The 19,216-nt window shown below is 71.6% G+C and carries 19 protein-coding genes; 7 read left to right on the forward strand and 12 right to left on the reverse strand.

Annotation, left to right across the window (positions count from 1 at the left end):
* Positions 1 to 27: 27 nt before the first annotated feature.
* From BLW82_RS31130 to BLW82_RS31140, 3 genes are read left to right on the forward strand one after another with little or no spacing between them, the layout of a single operon-like run.
* Positions 28 to 279 carry an acyl carrier protein gene (locus tag BLW82_RS31130; RefSeq protein WP_089101200.1) on the forward strand — a complete coding sequence of 84 codons (252 nt, stop codon included), beginning with the start codon at positions 28 to 30 and terminating at the stop codon, positions 277 to 279.
* Position 280: 1 nt separating this feature from the next.
* A complete protein-coding gene (locus BLW82_RS31135) occupies positions 281 to 760 on the forward strand; it encodes an SRPBCC family protein (RefSeq protein ID WP_093503885.1) in 480 nt (159 codons plus the stop codon).
* A gap of 34 nt (positions 761 to 794) precedes the next feature.
* Positions 795 to 1,127, forward strand: coding sequence for a TcmI family type II polyketide cyclase (locus tag BLW82_RS31140; protein WP_093503887.1), 333 nt, complete (start codon positions 795 to 797; stop codon positions 1,125 to 1,127).
* An 81-nt stretch (positions 1,128 to 1,208) separates the two neighbouring features.
* Here the strand turns inward: BLW82_RS31140 and BLW82_RS31145 are convergent, their stop codons facing one another.
* The 6 genes from BLW82_RS31145 to lipB all read right to left on the reverse strand — a co-directional run bounded on the left by BLW82_RS31145 (position 1,209) and on the right by lipB (position 6,757).
* Positions 1,209 to 2,204: a methyltransferase gene (locus tag BLW82_RS31145; RefSeq protein WP_177233333.1), complete on the reverse strand. Its 996-nt coding sequence runs from the start codon at positions 2,202 to 2,204 to the stop codon at positions 1,209 to 1,211.
* Between the two features lie 113 nt (positions 2,205 to 2,317).
* Positions 2,318 to 3,418 carry a right-handed parallel beta-helix repeat-containing protein gene (locus tag BLW82_RS31150; RefSeq protein ID WP_093503891.1) on the reverse strand — a complete coding sequence of 367 codons (1,101 nt, stop codon included), beginning with the start codon at positions 3,416 to 3,418 and terminating at the stop codon, positions 2,318 to 2,320.
* 154 nt (positions 3,419 to 3,572) lie between these two features.
* Positions 3,573 to 4,274 (reverse strand): DUF4191 domain-containing protein, encoded by a 702-nt coding sequence (locus tag BLW82_RS31155; RefSeq protein ID WP_093503892.1) that lies wholly within the window; start codon positions 4,272 to 4,274, stop codon positions 3,573 to 3,575.
* A 69-nt stretch (positions 4,275 to 4,343) separates the two neighbouring features.
* Positions 4,344 to 4,544 carry an SCO2195 family GlnR-regulated protein gene (locus tag BLW82_RS31160; protein ID WP_093503894.1) on the reverse strand — a complete coding sequence of 67 codons (201 nt, stop codon included), beginning with the start codon at positions 4,542 to 4,544 and terminating at the stop codon, positions 4,344 to 4,346.
* Between the two features lie 251 nt (positions 4,545 to 4,795).
* Positions 4,796 to 5,761, reverse strand: coding sequence for a lipoyl synthase (gene lipA, locus BLW82_RS31165; RefSeq protein WP_093503896.1), 966 nt, complete (start codon positions 5,759 to 5,761; stop codon positions 4,796 to 4,798).
* Positions 5,762 to 5,953: 192 nt separating this feature from the next.
* Positions 5,954 to 6,757: a lipoyl(octanoyl) transferase LipB gene (gene lipB / locus BLW82_RS31170; RefSeq protein ID WP_093503898.1), complete on the reverse strand. Its 804-nt coding sequence runs from the start codon at positions 6,755 to 6,757 to the stop codon at positions 5,954 to 5,956.
* Positions 6,758 to 7,012: 255 nt separating this feature from the next.
* On the opposite strand from lipB, the gene BLW82_RS31175 reads away from it, so the two are divergent.
* Positions 7,013 to 8,488, forward strand: a complete 1,476-nt coding sequence (locus tag BLW82_RS31175) for an NsdA family TPR-like regulatory protein (RefSeq protein ID WP_093503900.1) — start codon at positions 7,013 to 7,015, stop codon at positions 8,486 to 8,488.
* 486 nt (positions 8,489 to 8,974) lie between these two features.
* Here the strand turns inward: BLW82_RS31175 and BLW82_RS31180 are convergent, their stop codons facing one another.
* Positions 8,975 to 10,333 (reverse strand): NAD(P)/FAD-dependent oxidoreductase, encoded by a 1,359-nt coding sequence (locus BLW82_RS31180; protein ID WP_093503902.1) that lies wholly within the window; start codon positions 10,331 to 10,333, stop codon positions 8,975 to 8,977.
* A gap of 160 nt (positions 10,334 to 10,493) precedes the next feature.
* The gene (locus BLW82_RS31185; RefSeq protein WP_093508382.1) at positions 10,494 to 11,387 is read right to left on the reverse strand and encodes a TIGR01777 family oxidoreductase; all 894 of its coding nucleotides are present in this window, start codon (positions 11,385 to 11,387) and stop codon (positions 10,494 to 10,496) included.
* Between the two features lie 72 nt (positions 11,388 to 11,459).
* Here BLW82_RS31185 and BLW82_RS31190 point away from each other — a divergent pair, with 72 nt between their 5' ends.
* A complete protein-coding gene (locus BLW82_RS31190) occupies positions 11,460 to 11,948 on the forward strand; it encodes a GNAT family N-acetyltransferase (protein WP_093503904.1) in 489 nt (162 codons plus the stop codon).
* A gap of 42 nt (positions 11,949 to 11,990) precedes the next feature.
* On the opposite strand, the gene BLW82_RS31195 is transcribed toward BLW82_RS31190, so the two are convergent.
* Complete coding sequence (locus BLW82_RS31195) at positions 11,991 to 13,175, reverse strand: MarP family serine protease (protein ID WP_093503906.1); 1,185 nt, start codon at positions 13,173 to 13,175, stop codon at positions 11,991 to 11,993.
* 189 nt (positions 13,176 to 13,364) lie between these two features.
* Here BLW82_RS31195 and BLW82_RS31200 point away from each other — a divergent pair, with 189 nt between their 5' ends.
* Both BLW82_RS31200 and BLW82_RS31205 read left to right on the forward strand, forming a co-directional pair.
* Positions 13,365 to 14,243: a peptidoglycan recognition protein family protein gene (locus BLW82_RS31200; protein ID WP_093503908.1), complete on the forward strand. Its 879-nt coding sequence runs from the start codon at positions 13,365 to 13,367 to the stop codon at positions 14,241 to 14,243.
* Positions 14,244 to 14,315: 72 nt separating this feature from the next.
* Positions 14,316 to 14,555, forward strand: coding sequence for a hypothetical protein (locus tag BLW82_RS31205; RefSeq protein WP_093503910.1), 240 nt, complete (start codon positions 14,316 to 14,318; stop codon positions 14,553 to 14,555).
* A gap of 6 nt (positions 14,556 to 14,561) precedes the next feature.
* Here the strand turns inward: BLW82_RS31205 and BLW82_RS31210 are convergent, their stop codons facing one another.
* The 3 genes from BLW82_RS31210 to BLW82_RS31220 form a co-directional block, all read right to left on the reverse strand.
* Positions 14,562 to 15,080 carry a DUF4240 domain-containing protein gene (locus BLW82_RS31210; protein WP_177233334.1) on the reverse strand — a complete coding sequence of 173 codons (519 nt, stop codon included), beginning with the start codon at positions 15,078 to 15,080 and terminating at the stop codon, positions 14,562 to 14,564.
* A 97-nt stretch (positions 15,081 to 15,177) separates the two neighbouring features.
* Positions 15,178 to 17,880 carry a pyruvate dehydrogenase (acetyl-transferring), homodimeric type gene (gene aceE / locus BLW82_RS31215; RefSeq protein WP_093503913.1) on the reverse strand — a complete coding sequence of 901 codons (2,703 nt, stop codon included), beginning with the start codon at positions 17,878 to 17,880 and terminating at the stop codon, positions 15,178 to 15,180.
* 670 nt (positions 17,881 to 18,550) lie between these two features.
* Positions 18,551 to 19,174: a GntR family transcriptional regulator gene (locus tag BLW82_RS31220; protein ID WP_089101179.1), complete on the reverse strand. Its 624-nt coding sequence runs from the start codon at positions 19,172 to 19,174 to the stop codon at positions 18,551 to 18,553.
* Between the last annotated feature and the right edge of the window lie 42 nt (positions 19,175 to 19,216).

Raw genomic sequence — 19,216 nt, forward strand, 5'->3', positions numbered from 1 at the left:
CCCAGCAGCGAAGCAGAAGGAGTTGCTATGAGCATCACCGTGGACGAACTGTCCGAACTCATGAAGAAGGCCGCCGGCGTCACCGTCTCCCCGGCCGATCTCCAGGACCGGGCCGACAGCGGCTTCGACGTCCTCGGCGTCGACTCGCTGGGCCTGCTCGGCATCGTCGGCGAGCTGGAGAACCGGCACGGCGTGCCCATGCCGGTGGACGCCGAGCGGTGCAAGACGCCGCGCCAGTTCCTCGACCTCGTCAACAGCGCCATGCCCGCGGGAGCCTGACATGACCGGACACACCCAGAACGAGATCACCATCGCCGCGCCCGTCGACCTGGTCTGGGACATGACCAACGACGTGGCCAACTGGCCCCAGCTGTTCAGCGAGTACGCCAGCGCCGAGATCCTCGAGGACGACGGGAAGAAGGTCACCTTCCGGCTGACCATGCACCCCGACGAGAACGGCAAGGTGTGGAGCTGGGTCTCCGAGCGCTCGGCGGACCGCCGCAACCTCCGCGTCAAGGCCCGCCGGGTCGAGACCGGCCCGTTCGCGCACATGGACATCCTCTGGCAGTACGAGGAGGTGCCCGCCGGTACCCGGATGGTCTGGACCCAGGACTTCGCGATGAAGCCGGACGCCCCCGTCGACGACGACTGGATGACCGACAACATCAACAAGAACTCCAAGATCCAGATGGCCCTGATCCGGGACAAGATCGAGAAGGCCGCCACCGGCCGGCGCCCCGACCCGGCCCTCGCCGACTGAGCCGGCCGCCAGGAAGACAGGAACGGAGAGACACGTGCACCAGGCCCTGATCGTCGCCCGTATGGCACCGGGCTCCGCGCCCGACATCGCGAAGGTGTTCGCGGAGTCCGACCGGGGGGAGCTGCCGCACCTCGTCGGGGTCACCCGGCGCAGCCTCTTCCAGTTCGGCGATGTGTACATGCACCTCGTCGAGTCCGAGCGCGAGCCGGGACCGGCCATCGCGAAGGTCACCTCGCACCCCGAGTTCAGGGACATCAGCGAGCGTCTCACGGCGTACGTCAGCGCGTACGACCCGGAGACCTGGCGTTCCCCGAAGGACGCGATGGCCCAGCGCTTCTACCTCTGGGAGCGCGACGGCGGCGCATGACCCCGCGTGCCGCCGTACGCCAACGGTGCCGGACCCGCACACGACGCGGGCCCGGCACCGGCGCGTTCAGGGCGGCCCGGCTCAGGCGGGCACCGTGCAGTCGAAGGCGTGCAGGTACGGGTTGACCGGCCGGATGTCGTTGACGCTCAGGCCCGCGTCGCCCAGCCGGCGCACCATGGAGTCGGTGGTGTGCTTGGCCCCGCCGACGTTCAGGAGCAGCAGCAGGTCCATCGCGGTGCTGAACCGCATCGACGGGGTGTCGTCGACCAGGTTCTCGATCACCACGACCCGGGCCCCGGGCCCGCCCGCCGCGACCACGTTGGCGAGCAGCCGCGCGGTGGACTCGTCGTCCCACTCCAGGATGTTCTTGATGATGTAGACGTCCGCGTCGACCGGCACGGCCTCCCGGATGTCACCGGGCACCACCCGCGCCCGGTCCGCGAGGTCACCGCCCTCGCGCAGCCGGGGCAGCGCCTTCTCCACCACCTTGGGCAGGTCCAGCAGATAGCCCTTCATGGCCGGGTACTTGTCCAGCAGGCTGGCCACCACGTGCCCCTGCCCGCCGCCGAGGTCCGCGACCGAGCGGCTGCCGGAGAGGTCGAGCAGGGCGGCGACCTCGCGGGCCGACTGCTCGCTGGAGGTGGTCATCGCCCGGTTGAAGACGTCCGCCGACTCCGGCGCGTCCTCGTTCAGGTAGACGAAGAACTCCTTGCCGTAGAGGTCCTCGACGACGTTGCGGCCGGTGCGCACCGCCTCGTCGAGCTTCGGCCAGGCGTCCCAGGTCCACGGCTCGGTGCACCACATGGCGATGTAGCGCAGGCTGTGCGGGTCGTCCTCGCGCAGCAGCCGGGAGGTATCGGTGTGGGCGAACGTCCCGTCCGGCCGCTCGGCGAAGACGCCGTAGCAGGACAGGGCGCGCAGCAGCCGGCGCAGCGGCTTCGGGTCCGTCTTCACCGCGGAGGCCAGGCTCTCCACGGTCATGGGGGCGTCCCCGAGCGCGTCGGCGACGCGCAGCCGGGCGGCCGCGCGGACGGCGGCGGCACAGGCCGCCCCGAACACGAGCTCGCGCAGCCGCATCGACGGCGGCGGAGCGTCCTCCGCCGGCCCCTTGGCCGGCGTCGAGAGGTCGCGTGCTGGTGCGGTCATGTGCCGCCTTCCTTCCGTGTGGGGGGTGTCGTACGGCCGTCAGGTCAGCACAGACCCGCGGGCTTGGACTTCTTGCAGGAGTTGTCCTTGAAGGCGTTGCCGTGCTTGCTCGCCTCCTGGTTGACCAGGTCGGCGGGGGCGTTGCCGGACAGCTTGTTGCGGGTGATCTGGTTCTTGTCGCTGGTGACACCCACGAAGCTCTTGAAGACCACGACACCGCCCGACAGCGGCGACTTGCCGGAGTTGCCGGTGACGGTGTTCCCGGTCACCAGGGTGCTCTCGGTGCCGGTCAGGACGATGCCGGAGCCCTGCAGGAAGGACAGCCGGGCGGTCTTCTTGCAGTACTTGTTGTTCTTCACGACCTGGTTGTCGGCGACGGTCAGCTTCCCGGCCTTCGGCTTGTTCTCGTCGCCGACGACGAACACGCCCGCGCAGTTCCCGGTGACCGAGTTGTCGGAGACCGTGAGGTTGCGCAGCCGCCGGACGGTGACGCCGATCCGGTTCTTCTCCAGGATGTTGTGCTCGACGACGGTGCCGAACGTGTCGGCGGCGCCCTTCTCCGCGGTGACGGAGTTGGCCAGGAAGATGCCGGCGTCGCCGTTGTCCCGGGCGATGTTGTTCTGGTACATGCTGTGGACCGCGCGCTCCTCGGCGAGGCCCCACTGCCCGTTCTTCACGGCGGCCACGCCGTGCACGTGCAGGTTGGACGTGCCCACGGCCATGACGCCGGTCCGGGAGAACCCGGTGACGGTCATGTGGGCGATCGTCACGTCCTCGACGGGCTGGTTCTTGGCGCCGACCACGCAGATGCCGTTGCCCATCTCGGCGCAGGACTTCACGGCGGTCTTCTTAGTGCCGTTCATGGCCTTCATGGCTTTCTTGGACTTCTTGACCGGCTCGAGCACGGTGTCCGGGCCCATGCCGCGCAGGGTGAGGCCGGGCGTGGTCACCTTGACGCTCTCGTGGTAGGTGCCGGCCAGCACCAGGACAGTGTCGCCGGGCGCGGCGGCGTCGACCGCCTTCTGGATGGACTGGCCCGGGTGCACGGTCAGAACGCCGTGCGAGGAGGTCGCCGGAGCGGCACCGAGGAGGGAGCCGCACAGGGCGGCGCTGCACGCGAGGTATGCAATATGGCGTTTTGTCACACCTGGCAGGTTAGGAGCAGATGACCCGATAAACGGCTGGTTGCTCCGTTCGGCGGCGAGTCGCCCTTTCAAGGGCGCGAGGAACTGCGCGAGCAACGACAAAGGCGCGGCAGTCGCACACGCAACCACCGCGCCCCGAGCTCGTGGGCGAGCTCTACCGCCCCCGAGGACCACCCTTCGGCATCCGCATCCCCCTGGGCATCGGGCCCTTCGGCAACGGCATGTTGGACATCAGGTCGCCCATCGCCCGCAGCCGGTCGTTCGTGGTCGTCACCTGGGGCCCCGTCAGCACGCGAGGGAACTTCAGCATCGTGGTCCGCAGCTTCTTCAGCGGGACCTGGCCCTCACCCGTGCCCACGATCACGTCGTGCACCGGCACGTCGGCCACGATCCGGGCCATCTTCTTCTTCTCGGCGGCCAGCAGGGTCTTCACCCGGTTCGGGTTGCCCTCGGCGACCAGGACGATGCCGGCCTTGCCGACCGCCCGGTGCACCACGTCCTGGCTGCGGTTCATCGCCACCGCCGGCGTCGTCGTCCAGCCTCGCCCGATGTTGTCCAGCACCGCGGCCGCGGCGCCCGGCTGGCCCTCCATCTGGCCGAAGGCCGCCCGCTCGGCCCGGCGGCCGAAGACGATCGCCGCCGCGAGGAACGCGAGCAGCAGGCCCAGGATGCCCAGATAGACCGGGTGGCCGATCAGGAAGCCGATCACGAGGAAGACGGCAAGGGTGCCGAGACCGACACCCGCAAGTACAAGACCGATCATCTTGTCGGCCTTGCGCGTCATCTTGTACGTCAGGACGATCTGCTTCAGCCGTCCCGCATTCGCAGCGTCCGCTGCGGGTTCCTTCCTCGCCATGCCCCGAAGTCTACGTGGCCCCGGGAGTGCCTACGACGGCAGTGTCCCGACAAGGCCACGGAAGGGGCGTCAGGAGCGGCCGGCGGCCTGCTCGAGGAAGCGCTGGGCCTCGACCCGGTCCTTGGCGCGACGGCGGTCCTCCAGCACGGAGGTCCAGGCGTTCTGGCGCGCGGTGCGCTGGCCGCCGCTCATGAGCAGCGACTCGACGGCGCGCAGCGCGTCGGTGAAGGACGGGATCGCGGTGGCGCGAACGGGCGGCGCGGCCTGCATGGTGGAGGTCCCCCCTCGAGGTGGGTGTACGTGCTGTGATACCAGGGTCACTGTTCGGTGTTACCAGGGCGTGACCGACCGGTCAAACGCCAATGAAACCTTGATACGCAGGCCCGGAACGCTGACGCGGCCCTGACGTGCGCCCTCATCAGCGAGGACGGTCAGGACCGCGTCCATTCGGTCACTACTGGTCAGTAATAGTTTGTGCGTGAATTCACACGCTCGGCGGCGGGCCCGGTCCGGGCCCGCCGTCAGACCGCCTGGGCGGCGACGAACGCGCCACGCTTCTCGACGGCCATCTGGTACAGGCGGCCGGCGCGGTACGAGGACCGCACCAGCGGGCCGGACATGACACCGGAGAAGCCGATCTGCTCGGCCTCCTCCTTCAGCTCCACGAACTCCTGCGGCTTGACCCAGCGCTCCACGGGGTGGTGCCGCACGCTCGGGCGCAGGTACTGCGTGATGGTGACCAGTTCGCAGCCGGCCTCGTGCAGCTGGCGCAGCGCCTCGGAGACCTCCTCGCGGGTCTCGCCCATGCCGAGGATGAGGTTGGACTTGGTGACCAGGCCGAAGTCACGGGCCTCGGTGATGACCTTCAGCGAGCGCTCGTAGCGGAAGCCGGGGCGGATCCGCTTGAAGATCCGGGGCACCGTCTCGACGTTGTGCGCGAAGACCTCGGGGCGGGACGAGAAGACCTCGGCGAGCTGCTCCGGGACCGCGTTGAAGTCGGGGGCGAGCAGCTCGACCTTGGTGCGGCCGGCCTCGCGCCCCGCCGTCTGCGCGTGGATCTGGCGGACCGTCTCCGCGTACAGCCAGGCACCGCCGTCCGCCAGGTCGTCGCGGGCGACGCCGGTGATGGTGGCGTAGTTCAGGTCCATGGTGACCACGGACTCGCCCACCCGGCGCGGCTCGTCGCGGTCCAGTGCCTCGGGCTTGCCGGTGTCGATCTGGCAGAAGTCGCAACGCCGGGTGCACTGGTCGCCGCCGATGAGGAAGGTCGCCTCGCGGTCCTCCCAGCACTCGTAGATGTTCGGGCAGCCGGCTTCCTGGCAGACCGTGTGCAGGCCCTCGCTCTTCACGAGGTTCTGCATCTTGGTGTACTCGGGGCCCATTTTCGCCCGGGTCTTGATCCACTCGGGCTTGCGCTCGATGGGGGTCTCGGCGTTGCGGACCTCCAGGCGCAGCATCTTGCGTCCGTCGGGTGAGACTGCGGACACGACCGGCTCCCTAGCGATTGATTCTTCGGCGACCTTCAGGGTACGCCCGTTGATTTGAATGCCCGGTGGCGGTTCCGGCCTCTCCGGAGGCTGCCGCTCCCAGGCCCCCGCCGCAGGCCTCCGGCCTCGTCCTCGAACGCCGGACGGGCTGTTGTGGGTTGCCCTTCGTTGCCAAGTGCCGGGCGGGCTGATTTATGCCGCCGGCGTCCTCTCGATCACCCTCGGCTTCAGATCCGCGTTCTCCAGGACGTCCTTCAGGTGCCGCTCCACCACCGGCAGCACCTCCTCGATGGTCACGTCCCGGCCGAGTTCGGCCGCGAGGGAGGCGACGCCCGCGTCCCGGATCCCGCACGGGATGATCCGGTCGAACCACTTGTTGTCCGGGTTCACGTTGAGGGCGAAGCCGTGCATGGTCACGCCCTTGGCGACGCGGATGCCGATCGCGGCGATCTTGCGGTCCTCGCGGCGCTGGCCGGCGTTGGAGGGGGCGTACTCCGGACCGTTGAGGCGGGGGTCGAACTCGTCGTCCGCCAGCCGGGGGTCGAAGTCCAGGGAGAGGCCGCCGAGGGCCTGCGGGCGCTGCTCGACCGGGTCGCCGAGCACCCACACGCCGCTGCGCCCCTCGACCCGGGTGGTCTCCAGGCCGAACTCCGCGCAGACGCGGATCAGGGCCTCCTCCAGGCGCCGTACGTGCGCGACCACGTCGACCGGGCGCGGGAGCTTCTGGATCGGGTAGCCCACCAGCTGGCCGGGGCCGTGCCAGGTGATCTTGCCGCCGCGGTCCACGTCGATGACGGGGGTGCCGTCGAGCGGTCGCTCGTTGTCCGCGGTGCGGCGGCCCGCCGTGTAGACCGGGGGGTGTTCCAGCAGCAGGACCGTGTCGGGCACCTCGTCGGCGAACCGCGCCGCGTGCACGCGGCGCTGCTCGTCCCAGGCCTCCTGGTACTCGACGGCGTCCGCGCCGAACCCCATGCGGACGAACCGCAACTCACTCACGGCAAGCGCCTCCCTCGGCGATAAGGCGATCAGTGCGTCAGGCGCGTAACGCGCCCAAGCCACTGTACGTCCGCCCGTCGCGCGTCAGCCCTGGGGCTAATTCTCACACGATCGGATGAATGAGTGGCGAGATGTGCGATCGACTCCTCACTCTCCGCTACATTCGCGCCGTCCATGAGCGCCAAAAGGGCTGCTCACCGGCAATCCGGGCACAAGCGACCGAGCTGAGCCAGAAGGCAGGAGACCGCACCCCAGATGACGGACCGACCCGCGCAGCGCACCCCCAACCGCCAGCTCGCCGCGCTCATCGCAGAAGCGGGGTTCTCCAACGCGGGTCTGGCCCGGCGCGTCGACCAACTCGGACTCGAACACGGGCTGGATCTCAGATACGACAAGACATCGGTCACCCGGTGGCTGCGCGGCCAGCAGCCCCGGGGCACCACCCCGGCCCTGATCGCCGAGGTCTTCACCCGGCGCCTCGGCCGCCGGCTCACCGCCCAGGACCTGGGCCTCGACGCCTGCGCGCCGGTGTACGCCGGGCTGGAGTTCGCGGCCACCCCCGAAGAGGCCGTCGACATCGTCAGCGGGCTGTGGCGCAAGGACTCCGGCAGCCACGCCGAGCTCCGCAAGATCGCCTTCACCCCGGCCGGGCTGGTCGTCCCCAGCCGGGACTGGCTGATCGGCCGCGCCGACGACAAGGTGGCCCGCGGCGAGCCGGCGGCACCGGCGGGCACCCCCCGGGTGCCGGCGCAGACCCGGCCCGCCCCGCCCAAGCCGGTGCCGCTCGCACCGGTGCGGCCGCGCGGGCAGGCCGAGCGCGGGCCCGGCCAGAAGGTGACCGGCGGCGACATCGCCGCGCTCCGCTCGGTCGGCGAGCTCTTCCGCTCCCTCGACGACCAGTACGGCGGCGGCCACGCCCGGCAGGCGCTCGTCCGGTACCTGGAGCACGAGTGCGAGCCGATGCTGCGCGGCACGTACGGCGAGCAGACCGGCCGCAGGCTGTTCGGCGCGGCGGCCGACCTGACCCGGCTCGCGGGCTGGACGTCGTACGACATCGCCGCGCACGGGCTCGCCCAGCGCTACTTCGTCCAGTCGCTGCGGCTCGCCCAGGCGGCGGGGGACCGGTCCTACGGCTCCTACGTCCTCGTCACCATGAGCCGCCAGGCGGTCTACCTCGGCCACGGCCGGGAGGCGGTGCAGCTCGCGCGCGTGGCGCAGCAGGGGGTGGGCACGAACGCCCCGCCGGTCGTGCAGGCCCTGCTGCACGCGGCCGAGGCCCGTGCGCACGGGGTGCTCGGAGAGGTGCGCGCCTGCACGGGCGCGCTCGTCCGCGCCGAACGCGCCCTGGACACGGCCCGTCCCGGCGACGAAGTCCCCTACTGGGCCCGCTTCTTCGACGAGGCCCAGCTCGCCGACGAGTTCGGCCACTGCCACCGGGACCTCCAGCAGTTCCGCGCGTCCGCGCAGCACGCCGAGCGCTCGCTGCAGCTCCGCGCGCCCTTGTACGCCCGCAGCCGGCTCTTCTGCCGTGTCGTCCTCGCCACGGCCCGCCTGGGCCTCGGCGAACTCGACCAGGCGTGCGCGCTGGGCGTCGAGGCGGCGGGCGCGGCGGCGGAGATGCGCTCGGTTCGCGCGATCGAGTACGTCAAGGACTTCGAACGCCGCCTCGAGCCGTACAAGGACGCGGCGCCGGTGAAGGGGTACCGGGAGAAGGTCGCCGCAATGAGCTGACGCCCCACGGGTCCGCTGCGCGCGTCTGCGGCCGACGTAATGCCGTCCGCGGCCATGGCCGACCTGTTGGTGCCCTGGGCCGCTGCCCGCGGCGCGCTGCGCCGGGCGAGCCGAATTCCCACTCGGCTCGCCTCTCCGCTGCTCCAGCTCTGCGACTCAGGTGCCTCAGCCGCTCACCTTCCGTCCGCCGCAACGCTGATTAGCCCCGACGGCGCTGCCGAGCCAGCCGGTGCCGCTCGCCGTTGCGGGTTGCGGTGGTCGGTTTGGTGCGGTGTCGTCGTGGCTGGTCGCGCAGTTCCTCGCGCCCCTGGTGGGGCGCTATGGGGGCTGCCCTCTCTTTTGCGCCGCAACGCTGATCAGCCCCGACGGCGCTGTCCGGCGCTGCCGAGCCGGCCGATGCCGCTCGCCGTTGTGGGGTGTGGTTGTCGGTTTGGTGCGGTGTCGTCGGGGTTGGTCGCGTAGTTCCTCGCGCTCCTGAGGGGCGCGTTATGCGGCTCGGCGTTGTAGAGGTTCTGCGTTGTTCAAGGAGCCTGAGGTGCCCAGGTCCGTGAGGATGGCTGCCGTTGCCCGGTGGGCCGAGTGGAGGGCTCCCTGGACTGTGCTGGTGTCGCGGTGGTCGCCGCAGACGTAGAGGCCGGCGAGGAGGCGGACGGGGCGGCGCAGGTCGTGCGGGGGGCGCATGGCGGGGATGGCCTCGGGGGTGTGGTGGACGGCGAGGGTCTCCCAGCGGCGCGTGGACGTGCCGTAGAGGCGGGTGAGGTGCATGCGGACCGCGGTGTCGATGTCCGCGGGGGGTGTGCCGAGGACGGTCGAGGAGATCAGGGCGCGGCCCTGGGGGGCGCGGGTCGGGTCGATGTTGCTGACCACGGAGGTGTGGGAGACGGGGCCGCCCCGGTCGGCGTCCAGGAGGAGGGACGTGCCGGTGGTGAGGGTCACCGGTTCGTCCGTGGTGTGGTGGACCACCGTCACCTGGTGGAAGTCCGGGACGCGCAGGCCCGGGAGGAGCTCGGCGGCGGCTCGGGCGTCGGTCGCCAGGAGGACCGCACGGCAGCGGATCTCGCCGTGGTCGGCCGTTTTCACCGAGGTCGTCGAGACCGAGGTGACCCGCACGCCGGTATGGACCGTGCCGGGCGGGAGGCCGCGGGCCAGGAGGTCCGGGAGGACCTCGGCGCCGCCCTCCGGCAGGCACAGCCGCCCGCTCGCGAAGGAGCGCAGCGCGAGGTCCGCGCACCGGCTGGACGTCGTCAGCTCGGGGTCGCAGAGGAGGGCCGCGAGCAGCGGCCGCAGGAAGCCGTCGATCGTGCGGGCGGGCACCCCGCGCTCCGCGAGGGCGTGCGCCGCGGGGAGCTCGGGGCGGGCGAGGATGCGCTCGACGGGCGTGGTGGCGATGCGGCCCAGTGCCGCGACCAGGCGGGCCTGGTCGACGGCGCCGCCCATCGGCGCGGTCGAGCGCGGCGGCGCCACCGGCGAGCCGCCCCTGGGGGCGCTTGCCAGGGCGCGCACGGCATACAGTGCGCCCCTCGCGCTCCCGCCGCCCGCCGGAGCGCCGGCCCGGTGCCTGCGCCCGTCGCGATGCAGCAGCACGCCGGGCGCGTACCGGCGCAGAACCAGGGTGTCCAGTCCCGGGGCGAGGCGCAGCTCCGGATAGGACGTGGACAGGAGCTGCCCGATCCGGTCGAGCCGGAAGCCGTCCACCTTCTCGGTCGACATGCGCCCGCCGACGTAAGGGGCGGCCTCCAGGACCGCGGTCGTTACTCCTGCGCTGTTCAGCCGATGAGCCGCGGAGAGTCCGGCGATACCGGCCCCCACGACGACGACGTCCGCCTGGTACGCGGGCTCATGCACGAGGCCCCTCCTCGATTGCGCGTCCGGTGGAGACGTGATGCCCCCAACAAGCTCCGGGGATACCCGAGTTCGGGTCGAGGTTAGGGCCCTGACCGGTCAAGGACAGTCGCGCATGAACAGGGCACGGTCGCACGCCGGTCGCATACGGTCACAGGGGCCGTCAGGCCGCCCGGATCGCGTCCTCGATGCCCGGGAACGCGAAGGTGAACCCCGACTCCAGGAGCCGCTTCGGCACCACCCGTTGACTGCCGAGCACGTCCCCGGCCATCTCGCCGAGCGCCGCGCGCAGCACCGGGGAGGGCACCGGGAAGAGGGCCGGACGGCGCAGCACCCGGGCCATCGCCGCCGTGATCTCACCGTTCGTCAGGGGGTGGGGTGCGGTGAGGTTGAACGGCCCCGACAGACCCTCAGTCTCCATCAGGAACCGGATCGCGGCCACCTCGTCGTGCAGCGCGATGAACGACCAGTACTGCCTGCCGTCGCCCAGCCGGCCGCCGAGCCCCGCCTTGAAGAGCGGGAACAGCCGGCCCCAGGCCCCGCCGCCGCGGGCCACCACCAGTCCCGTGCGCGTGAACACCGTCCTCACACCCGCCTCCTGCGCCGGGGCCGCAGCCTCCTCCCACTCCACGCACAGCGACGGCAGGAACCCGTCCCCGGGCGGCGCGTCCTCGTCCACGACCCGGTCGCCGGTGTCGCCGTAGAAGCCCATCGCGCTGCCGCTCACGAACACCCGCGGCGGCTCCGGCATCGTCGCCACGGCCTCCGCGAGCGCCGCCGTGCCGAGCACCCGGCTGTCCCGGATCTCCCGCTTGTAGGCGGCCGTCCAGCGCCGGTCGCCGATCCCGGCACCGGCGAGGTTCACCACCGCGTCGCAGCCGGCCAGCCCCGCGGTGTCCACGTACTGCCCGCCGGGGTCCCAGCAGACCTCCCCGGTGCCGTGGGCGGCGCGCCGTACCAGGCGCACCACCTCGTGCCCGTCCGCCCGGAGGGACCGCACCAGGGCGCTGCCGATGAGGCCGGACGCGCCGGCCACCGCGATACGAGAACGTTCCATGCGTCCCAGCATGCCGGGAAGGACGCGGGAAAACCCGTGGGGCCGCGCTGCCGGCCGACCTAGGGTGACCGCATGCCGGAACCGTACATACGCACCGCCCTGCCCGACGACGACGAGGAGCTCTGCGCCCTCGACCGCGCCACCTGGTCCTACCAGCACGCGGTCCTGCCGCGGCCGCAGCCGCCGTACGACCCGTTCTTCGGCGGGCGGCACGCCCCCGAGGACACCCTGGTCGCCGAGGTCGACCGGCGCATCGTCGGCTACGTCCGCCTCGGCCTCGCCTACAAGATCGCCTCCAACGCGCACGTCCGGCAGATCCAGGGGCTCGCGGTCGCCGAGGAGGCCCGCGGCCGGGGCGTGGCGCGGGCGCTGCTGCGGGCGGCGATGGAGGAGGCCCGCCGCCGCGGCGCCCGCCGGATCCGGCTCGGCGTCCTCGGGCACAACGCCCCGGCCCGCCGGCTCTACGAGTCGGAGGGATTCGCCGTCGAGGGCGTGCTGCCCGGGGAGTTCTTCCTGGACGGCGAGTACGTCGACGACGTGATCATGGGCCGGGCGCTGTGACGGCCGGGATGCGAAGGCCAGGACGCGACGGTCAGGACATGATCAGGACGTGATCAGTTCGCCGGTGTCCACCGGCGAGGTGGCGTGCGCGCCGCGCGCGGCGTCCGTGGCCACCTCGCCGGCGGTCAGCACGTACCCGGTCTCGTCGTCGGACGTGGAGCGGGCGAACACCACGCCGAACACCTTGCCGCCGGTGGTCAGCAGCGGGCCGCCGGAGTTGCCGGGGCGGACCGTGGAGCGGATCGAGTAGATCTCCCGGGTCACCGTGGCGTCGCTGTAGATGTTCTGGCCGGTGGCCTGCACCGTGTTCGCCACGGTGGCCGCCTGCAGGTTCAGGCTGCCGTCCTGCGGATAGCCGGCCACCACCGCGGAGTTCCCGCGCGCCGCGCTCGTGTCGAACTTCAGCACCGGAGCCCGCAGCTGCGGCACGTACAGCACCGCCACGTCCCGGTCCGGGTCGAAGAGGACGACCTGCGCGTCGTACGACGGGCCGACCCCGCCGATCCGCACGCTCGGGTTGTCGATGCCTGCCACCACGTGCGCGTTGGTCATCACGTGCTCCGGCGCGAACACGAACCCGCTGCCCTCGCGGCCCTGGGTGCCGGAGGCCCCCTCGATCTTGACCGTGCTGCGCTTGGCCGCGTTCGTCGCCGCCGCCGTGACGTTGTCCCCGGAGGGCTTGGCGACCCGGGCCGTCGACTCGTTCTCGAACGGGTTGAAGACCTGCGGGAAACCCGCCTCGGTCAGCGCCGAGGTGGCCCGCGAGAACCAGGCCGGCGTGGTGTCCGGCATGGTGTCCTGCACGGCGCCGAGCAGCTTCGAGTCCCGTATCGCCGTGGTCACCGCGGGCGAGGAGGACGCGCCGAGGACGCTCGCCGCCACCCAGGCCACGATCAGCACCGCCACCGAGTTGGCGACCGCGCCGCCTATCCCGTCGGCCATCCGGAGCGGCCCCTGGTCCAGCTCCCGGCGCAGCCGCAGCGCCAGCCTCCCGGCCAGCTCGTGCCCCACCACCGCCGGCACCAGCACCGTCAGCACCGCGACCACCGTCGCCGTCGCCGTCCCGCGCGTGACCAGTTCCATCACCCACGGCAGCACCCACACGCCGATCACCGCGCCGCCCACGAACCCGGCCAGCGACACGCAGCCGGCCACCAGCCCGCGCCGGTAACCGGACGCCGCGTAGACGAGGACCACCAGTACGAGCACCAGGTCGAGCAGGTCCACGGAGCCGCCTTTCTCTCGGTGCCCTCAATACGGTCGGGACGGGTCCAGTGATCAGTTCACGCGTCCGGGGCCCCGGGAACCGGCCACGCGCACGTGTACCCCCTGAAACGCCCCGGACCAGGATGATGGTTCCACCAGGTGGCACAGCACACATCGCGGGCGCAGTCGATCACCCCGAGAGTGATTGCCATGCGTGTCTTCCCAAGAGCGGGGCGGCGCACCCGGATCACCGCCCTGACACTGCTCGGCTGCCTGCCCGGCCTCGCCGCGGCCCTCGTCCTGGCGCTGTGCACCCAGAGCGCCGACCGGCCCGTCGCGATCCACCTGGCCGCGCCCGCGCCCGCCAGCCCCGCCGCACTCTTCCGGGCGCCCCGGCCGCGGATCGTGCCGCGCTCGGCCTGGCTGGACGCCTCCGTCCGCCGCACCCAGCCGCCGCCGCGCTACGACGACCAGGTCGTCGCCGTCTTCGTGCACCACACCGACTCGCCCAACGGCTACTCCTGCGCGCAGACCCCCGAGATCATCCGCCGTCTGTACACCGGCCAGACCGGCGACCGCGCCTGGGACGACATCGGCTACAACTTCCTCGTCGACCGGTGCGGCACCATCTACGAGGGCCGCGCGGGCGGCGCGGACCGGGCCGTGACCGGCGCGCACACCCAGGGCTTCAACCACCGCACCGCCGGTATCGCCGCCCTGGGCACCTTCACCGCCGGCGTGCCCGTGCCGCGCGCCATGACCGACGCGATCGCCGCCGTCGCCGCCTGGAAACTCGGGCTGGCCGGCGTCGACCCGCGCGGCACCGCCCGGCTGGTCTCCAGCAACGGCCTCAGCCGGTACCGGGAGGGCACCACCGTCGCCCTGCCCGCCGTCGCCGGCCACCAGGACGGCTATCGGACCAACTGCCCCGGAGCCGCCCTCGCCGACCGCCTGCCGGAGATCAGGGAGTCGGCGGCCCGGCTGCAGGGCAGGGGAGCCCGGGCGGGAACTCCGCTGCGGACACTCATGGAACCGTCCCCGCCGGCCGCCCTCGTACCGCCCGCGAAAGCGCCCACAGGAACGCCATAGGCGGCACGCAGGCCGTTCAGATCCCCGCGTCCTACCGTCAGGGACATCAGCAGCCGACCGGAGGCGGGGATCATGAACAGCAGTCGTACCGAAGCCCGTACGCAGGTCACGGAGAAGGCCGGCCGGACCTGGTCGTCCAGGGGACCCTGGGCCGTGGTCTGCGCCGTCGCGACGGTCGTCCTCGGCCCGGCCGCGGTCACGGCGTCCGCCCTCGACCAGGCCGACGCGGCGCCGATGCACCACGCGGTCAGGGCCGAGCAGACCCAGGCCTACATCCCGTCCGACGCGACCCGCCGCCGTACCGTGGCCTGAGCAGCCCTACGCCTTGAAGCGGTCCCACAGCCTGGGGAACCGCTCGGCGAGCGCCTGGCCGTCCTCGAAGTCGACCGGGGTGCCCTCGGGTTCGGAGGGCGCGGGGGCGATGCCCAGGTCCGGCGCCACCGTCCCGGTGAGCTGCTCGTACGCCTCGTCCGCCGCGTACCCCAGCTCCTCGCCGTCGCCGTCGATCTCCTCGTCGAAGTCGGACAGCAGTTCCGCCAGCGCGTCCGGGTCGTGCAGGGCGCCCTCGAAGACCTCCCGGCCCTGGGCGATGAGCCAGCACCGGAAGAAGTCGAACGCGTCGTCGCTGGCCCCGTCGAGGAGCACCCACGCGGCGCCCCACAGGTCCCAGCGGTAGGCCCGGTTGTAGCGGGCCTCGAAGTGCCGGGCGAAGTCCAGGACCAGATCGGGCTCCAGCTGCAGCAGCCGCTCCACGAGCAGGTCGGCCTGCTCCTCGGGGTCGCCCTCGGCGGCCTCGCGGGTGCTGTCGACCAGCTCCCAGAACTCCGTCTCGTCCATCACGGGTCCAGCATCGTGCCTGGGCGCCGGGGGCGCACGCGGAGTGCGGCGGATTGTTATCCACCGTCACTCCACCGTGCGACACCCCGTCAACGGCTCAGAGCCCGTAGCGCTCCCGTGCTTCCTTCACCGCGGTCGCCTTGACCTCGCCGCGCCTGGCCAGCTGGGCCAGGGCCGACACGACGACCGACTCGGCGTCGACACCGAAGTGGCGGCGGGCCGCGTCCCGGGTGTCGGAGAGCCCGAAGCCGTCGGCACCGAGGGAGGACCAGTCCTGCTCGACCCACTGCGCGATCTGGTCCGGGACCTGGCGCATGTAGTCGGACACGGCCAGCACCGGGCCCTCCGCGCCGTTCAGCGCCTGGCGGACGTACGGCACCCGCTCCTCGCCGCGCAGCAGGGCCGCGTCCGCCTCCATGGCGTCCCGGCGGAGCTCCGTCCAGGAGGTGGCGGACCAGACGTCGGCGGCCACGCCCCACTCCTCGGCGAGCAGCTGCTGCGCCTTGAGCGCCCAGTGGATCGCCGTACCGGAGCCGAGCAGCTGGATGCGCGGGGCGTTCGCCGGCGCGGACAGCCCGGCCGCCTCCGCCGTGTTGAAGCGGTACAGGCCCTTGACGATGCCCTCGTCGATGCCGAGCCCGGCAGGCTTGGCGGGCTGCGGCAGCGGCTCGTTGTAGACCGTCAGGTAGTAGAAGACGTTCGGGTCCTCGCCCGGCGCCGGCTCGCCGTACATGCGGCGCAGGCCGTCCTTGACGATCGTCGCGATCTCGTAGGCGAACGCCGGGTCGTACGACAGCGCTGCCGGGTTGGTCGCGGCGATCACCGGGGAGTGGCCGTCGGCGTGCTGGAGGCCCTCGCCGGTCAGGGTGGTGCGGCCGGCGGTCGCGCCGACGAGGAAACCGCGGCCGAGCTGGTCGCCGAGCTGCCACATCTGGTCGGCGGTCCGCTGCCAGCCGAACATCGAGTAGAAGATGTAGAACGGGATCATCGCCTCGCCGTGCGTCGCGTACGCGGTGGACGCGGCGATGAAGTCGGCCATCGAACCGGCCTCGGTGATCCCCTCGTTGAGGATCTGGCCGTTCTTGGCCTCCTTGTAGTACATCAGCTGGTCACGGTCGACCGGCTCGTACGTCTGTCCCTTGGGCGAGTAGATGCCCAGCGACGGGAACAGGCTCTCCATGCCGAAGGTGCGCGCCTCGTCGGGGACGATCGGCACCCAGCGCTTCCCGGTCTCCTTGTCCCGGACCAGGTCCTTGACGAGGCGGACGAAGGCCATGGTGGTGGCCACGTTCTGCGAGCCGGAGCCCTTGTCGAAGGAGGCGAACGCCTTGTCGGCGGGGGCCGGCAGGGGCGCCAGGGCGTGGGTGCGGCGGGCCGGGGCGGGACCGCCGAGGGCGGCCCGGCGCTCCTGGAGGTAGCGGACCTCGGGGGAGTCGGCGCCCGGGTGGCCGTAGGGGACCACCCCGTCGGCGAAGGCGCTGTCCGGGATCGGCAGCTCCAACACGTCGCGCATCGTCTTGAACTCGTCCACCGTCAGCTTCTTCATCTGGTGGTTGGCGTTCTTCGACGCGAAGCCGGTGCCGAGGGTGTGGCCCTTGACCGTCTGGGCCAGGATCACGGTCGGCGCGCCCTTGAACTCGACGGCGGCCTTGTACGCGGCGTACACCTTGCGCGCCTCGTGACCACCGCGCGAGAGGTGGAAGCACTCGATGATCTTGTCGTCGCTCAGCAGCTTCGCCATCTCGGCGAGCGCCGGGTCCTTGCCGAAGAAGTCGGCGCGGATGTAGGCGGCGTCGCGGGTCTGGTACGTCTGCACCTGCGCGTCGGGTACCTCGCGCAGCCGTCGTACCAGCGCGCCGGTGGTGTCGAGCGCGAACAGCTCGTCCCAGGCGGTGCCCCAGAGCGTCTTGACGACGTTCCAGCCGGCGCCGCGGAACTGGGCCTCCAGCTCCTGCACGATCTTGAAGTTGGCGCGCACCGGGCCGTCGAGGCGCTGCAGGTTGCAGTTGATGACGAAGGTGAGGTTGTCCAGGCCCTCGCGGGAGGCGAGTGCGAGGGCGGCCGTGGACTCCGGCTCGTCCATCTCGCCGTCCCCGAGGAAGGCCCAGACGTGCGAGGACGAGACGTCCTTGATGCCGCGGGCGGTCAGGTAGCGGTTGAAGCGGGCCTGGTAGATGGCCGAGAGCGGGCCGAGGCCCATGCTCACCGTCGGGAACTCCCACAGCCAGGGCAGGCGGCGGGGGTGCGGGTACGACGGGAGGCCGTTGCCGCCGGCCTCCTGGCGGAAGTTGTCGAGCTGCGCCTCGGTGAGGCGGCCGTCGAGGAAGGCGCGGGCGTAGATGCCGGGGGAGGCGTGGCCCTGGATGTAGAGCTGGTCGCCGCTCCCGTCGCCCTCCTTGCCCTTGAAGAAGTGGTTGAAGCCGGTCTCGTAGAGCCAGGCGGCGGAGGCGAAGGTGGCGATGTGGCCGCCGACGCCGTGCTTGCTGCCCCGGGTGACCATCGCGGCCGCGTTCCAGCGGTTCCACGCGGTGATCTTCCGCTCCATCTCCTCGTCGCCGGGGACGGGTGTCTCGGCGGCGGTGGGGATGGTGTTGAGGTAGTCGGTCTCCAGCAGCTTCGGCAGCGCGACGCCGTCCGCTTCGGCACGCTCCAGCGTGCGGCGCATCAGGTAAGCGGCGCGGTGCGGTCCGGCCTCCCTGGCCACGGCGTCCAGGGAAGCCTGCCATTCGGCGGTCTCCTCCGGGTCCCGGTCGTGGAGCTGGTCGAGCGCGCTCGGCTGGATGGCCTGGGGGTCGGTCATGTTCGCCGCCTTCCTCAGTCGAAGGGGGTTCCCTCATCGGTAAGGGGTTCTTCGGGGGTGCCCTTGGTCTTTGGCAGGACAGGGCGAAGGGCTCGGGTGAGAGCCCGTCGGTGACTCTAACTCCCTGATCGATGATCGATCAAAGGGTTCAGGGCAAAACCTCTCGATTCCGAGAAAGTCGGCACGGGGTGCCTTCGGCGATGGCACCGGGTGACGTGATCTCGCCGGCGTTTACGCAGGTGGGGCGGTGTTTGAGCGGCGGAGCGCTCGTGTGTTTGCCGGGGGCGCGCACCCCCTTTTCCGCCGTGGCGGCGTTCAGCGGCTCGCCGTTGTGGGTGGCGGTTGTCGGCTCGGTGCTGCGCCGTCGTGGCCGCTCGCGCAGTTCCCCGCGCCCCTTGGGGGGCGCTGTGGGCTGGGGTCTCTTGTTTGGGCGCGGTGCGTCGTTCTTTTCGCCGCTCGCCGTCGCGGGTGTCGGCTTGGTGCTGCGTCGTTGTGGCTGCTCGCGCAGTTCCCCGCGCCCCTTGGGGGGCGCTGTGGGCTGGGGTCTCTTGTTTGGGCGCGGTGCGTCGTTCTTTTCCGCCGCTCGCCGGCTTGGTGCTGCGTCGCGGGCCCTCGCGTCGGCCGGGACGGTGTTTTTCGGGGGTGCCGGGGTCACCGCAGCCCCGAGGGCTCACGGCCTGGGGGCGCAGCCGAGGACGTGGGACTTGACGATGTCGGCGATGCGGGGGTCGCGGCGCTGGAAGGCGGCGACCAGTTCCTCGTGTTCCTCGGCGTACGACTGCTGGACCGTGCCCAGCCAGCGGATCGACAGGGCCGTGAAGACCTCGATGCCGAGGCCCTCCCAGGTGTGCAGCAGCACCGAGTTGCCGGCCGCCCGGACCAGCTCGCGGTGGAAGCCGACCGTGTGCCGGACCTGTGCCGTGCCGTCGGCGTTGCGGTCGGCGTCGTACAGAGCCGCCACGTGCGGTTCGAGGGCCGAGCAGTCCTCGGCCAGCTTCTCCGCCGCCAGCTCCGCCGCGATCGCCTCCAGGCCGGCCCGCACCGGGTAGCTCTCCTCCAGGTCGGCCGCCGTCAGGTTCCGCACCCGCACGCCCTTGTTCGGCGCCGACTCGATGAGCCGGAGCGACTCCAGCTCGCGCAACGCCTCACGCACCGGCGTCTGGCTGACCTCCAGCTCCGTCGCGATCCGCCGCTCCACGATCCGCTCGCCCGGCTTCCAGCGCCCGCTGACGATCCCCTCCACGATGTGCTCGCGGATCTGTTCGCGCAGCGAGTGGACGACGGGCGCGGTCATGGGAGCTCCTTAAGGGCGTTTGACGTTTAGACAATAAGGCCG

The sequence above is a fragment of the Streptomyces sp. Ag109_O5-10 genome, from assembly GCF_900105755.1.
In the GTDB taxonomy this organism is placed as follows: domain Bacteria; phylum Actinomycetota; class Actinomycetes; order Streptomycetales; family Streptomycetaceae; genus Streptomyces.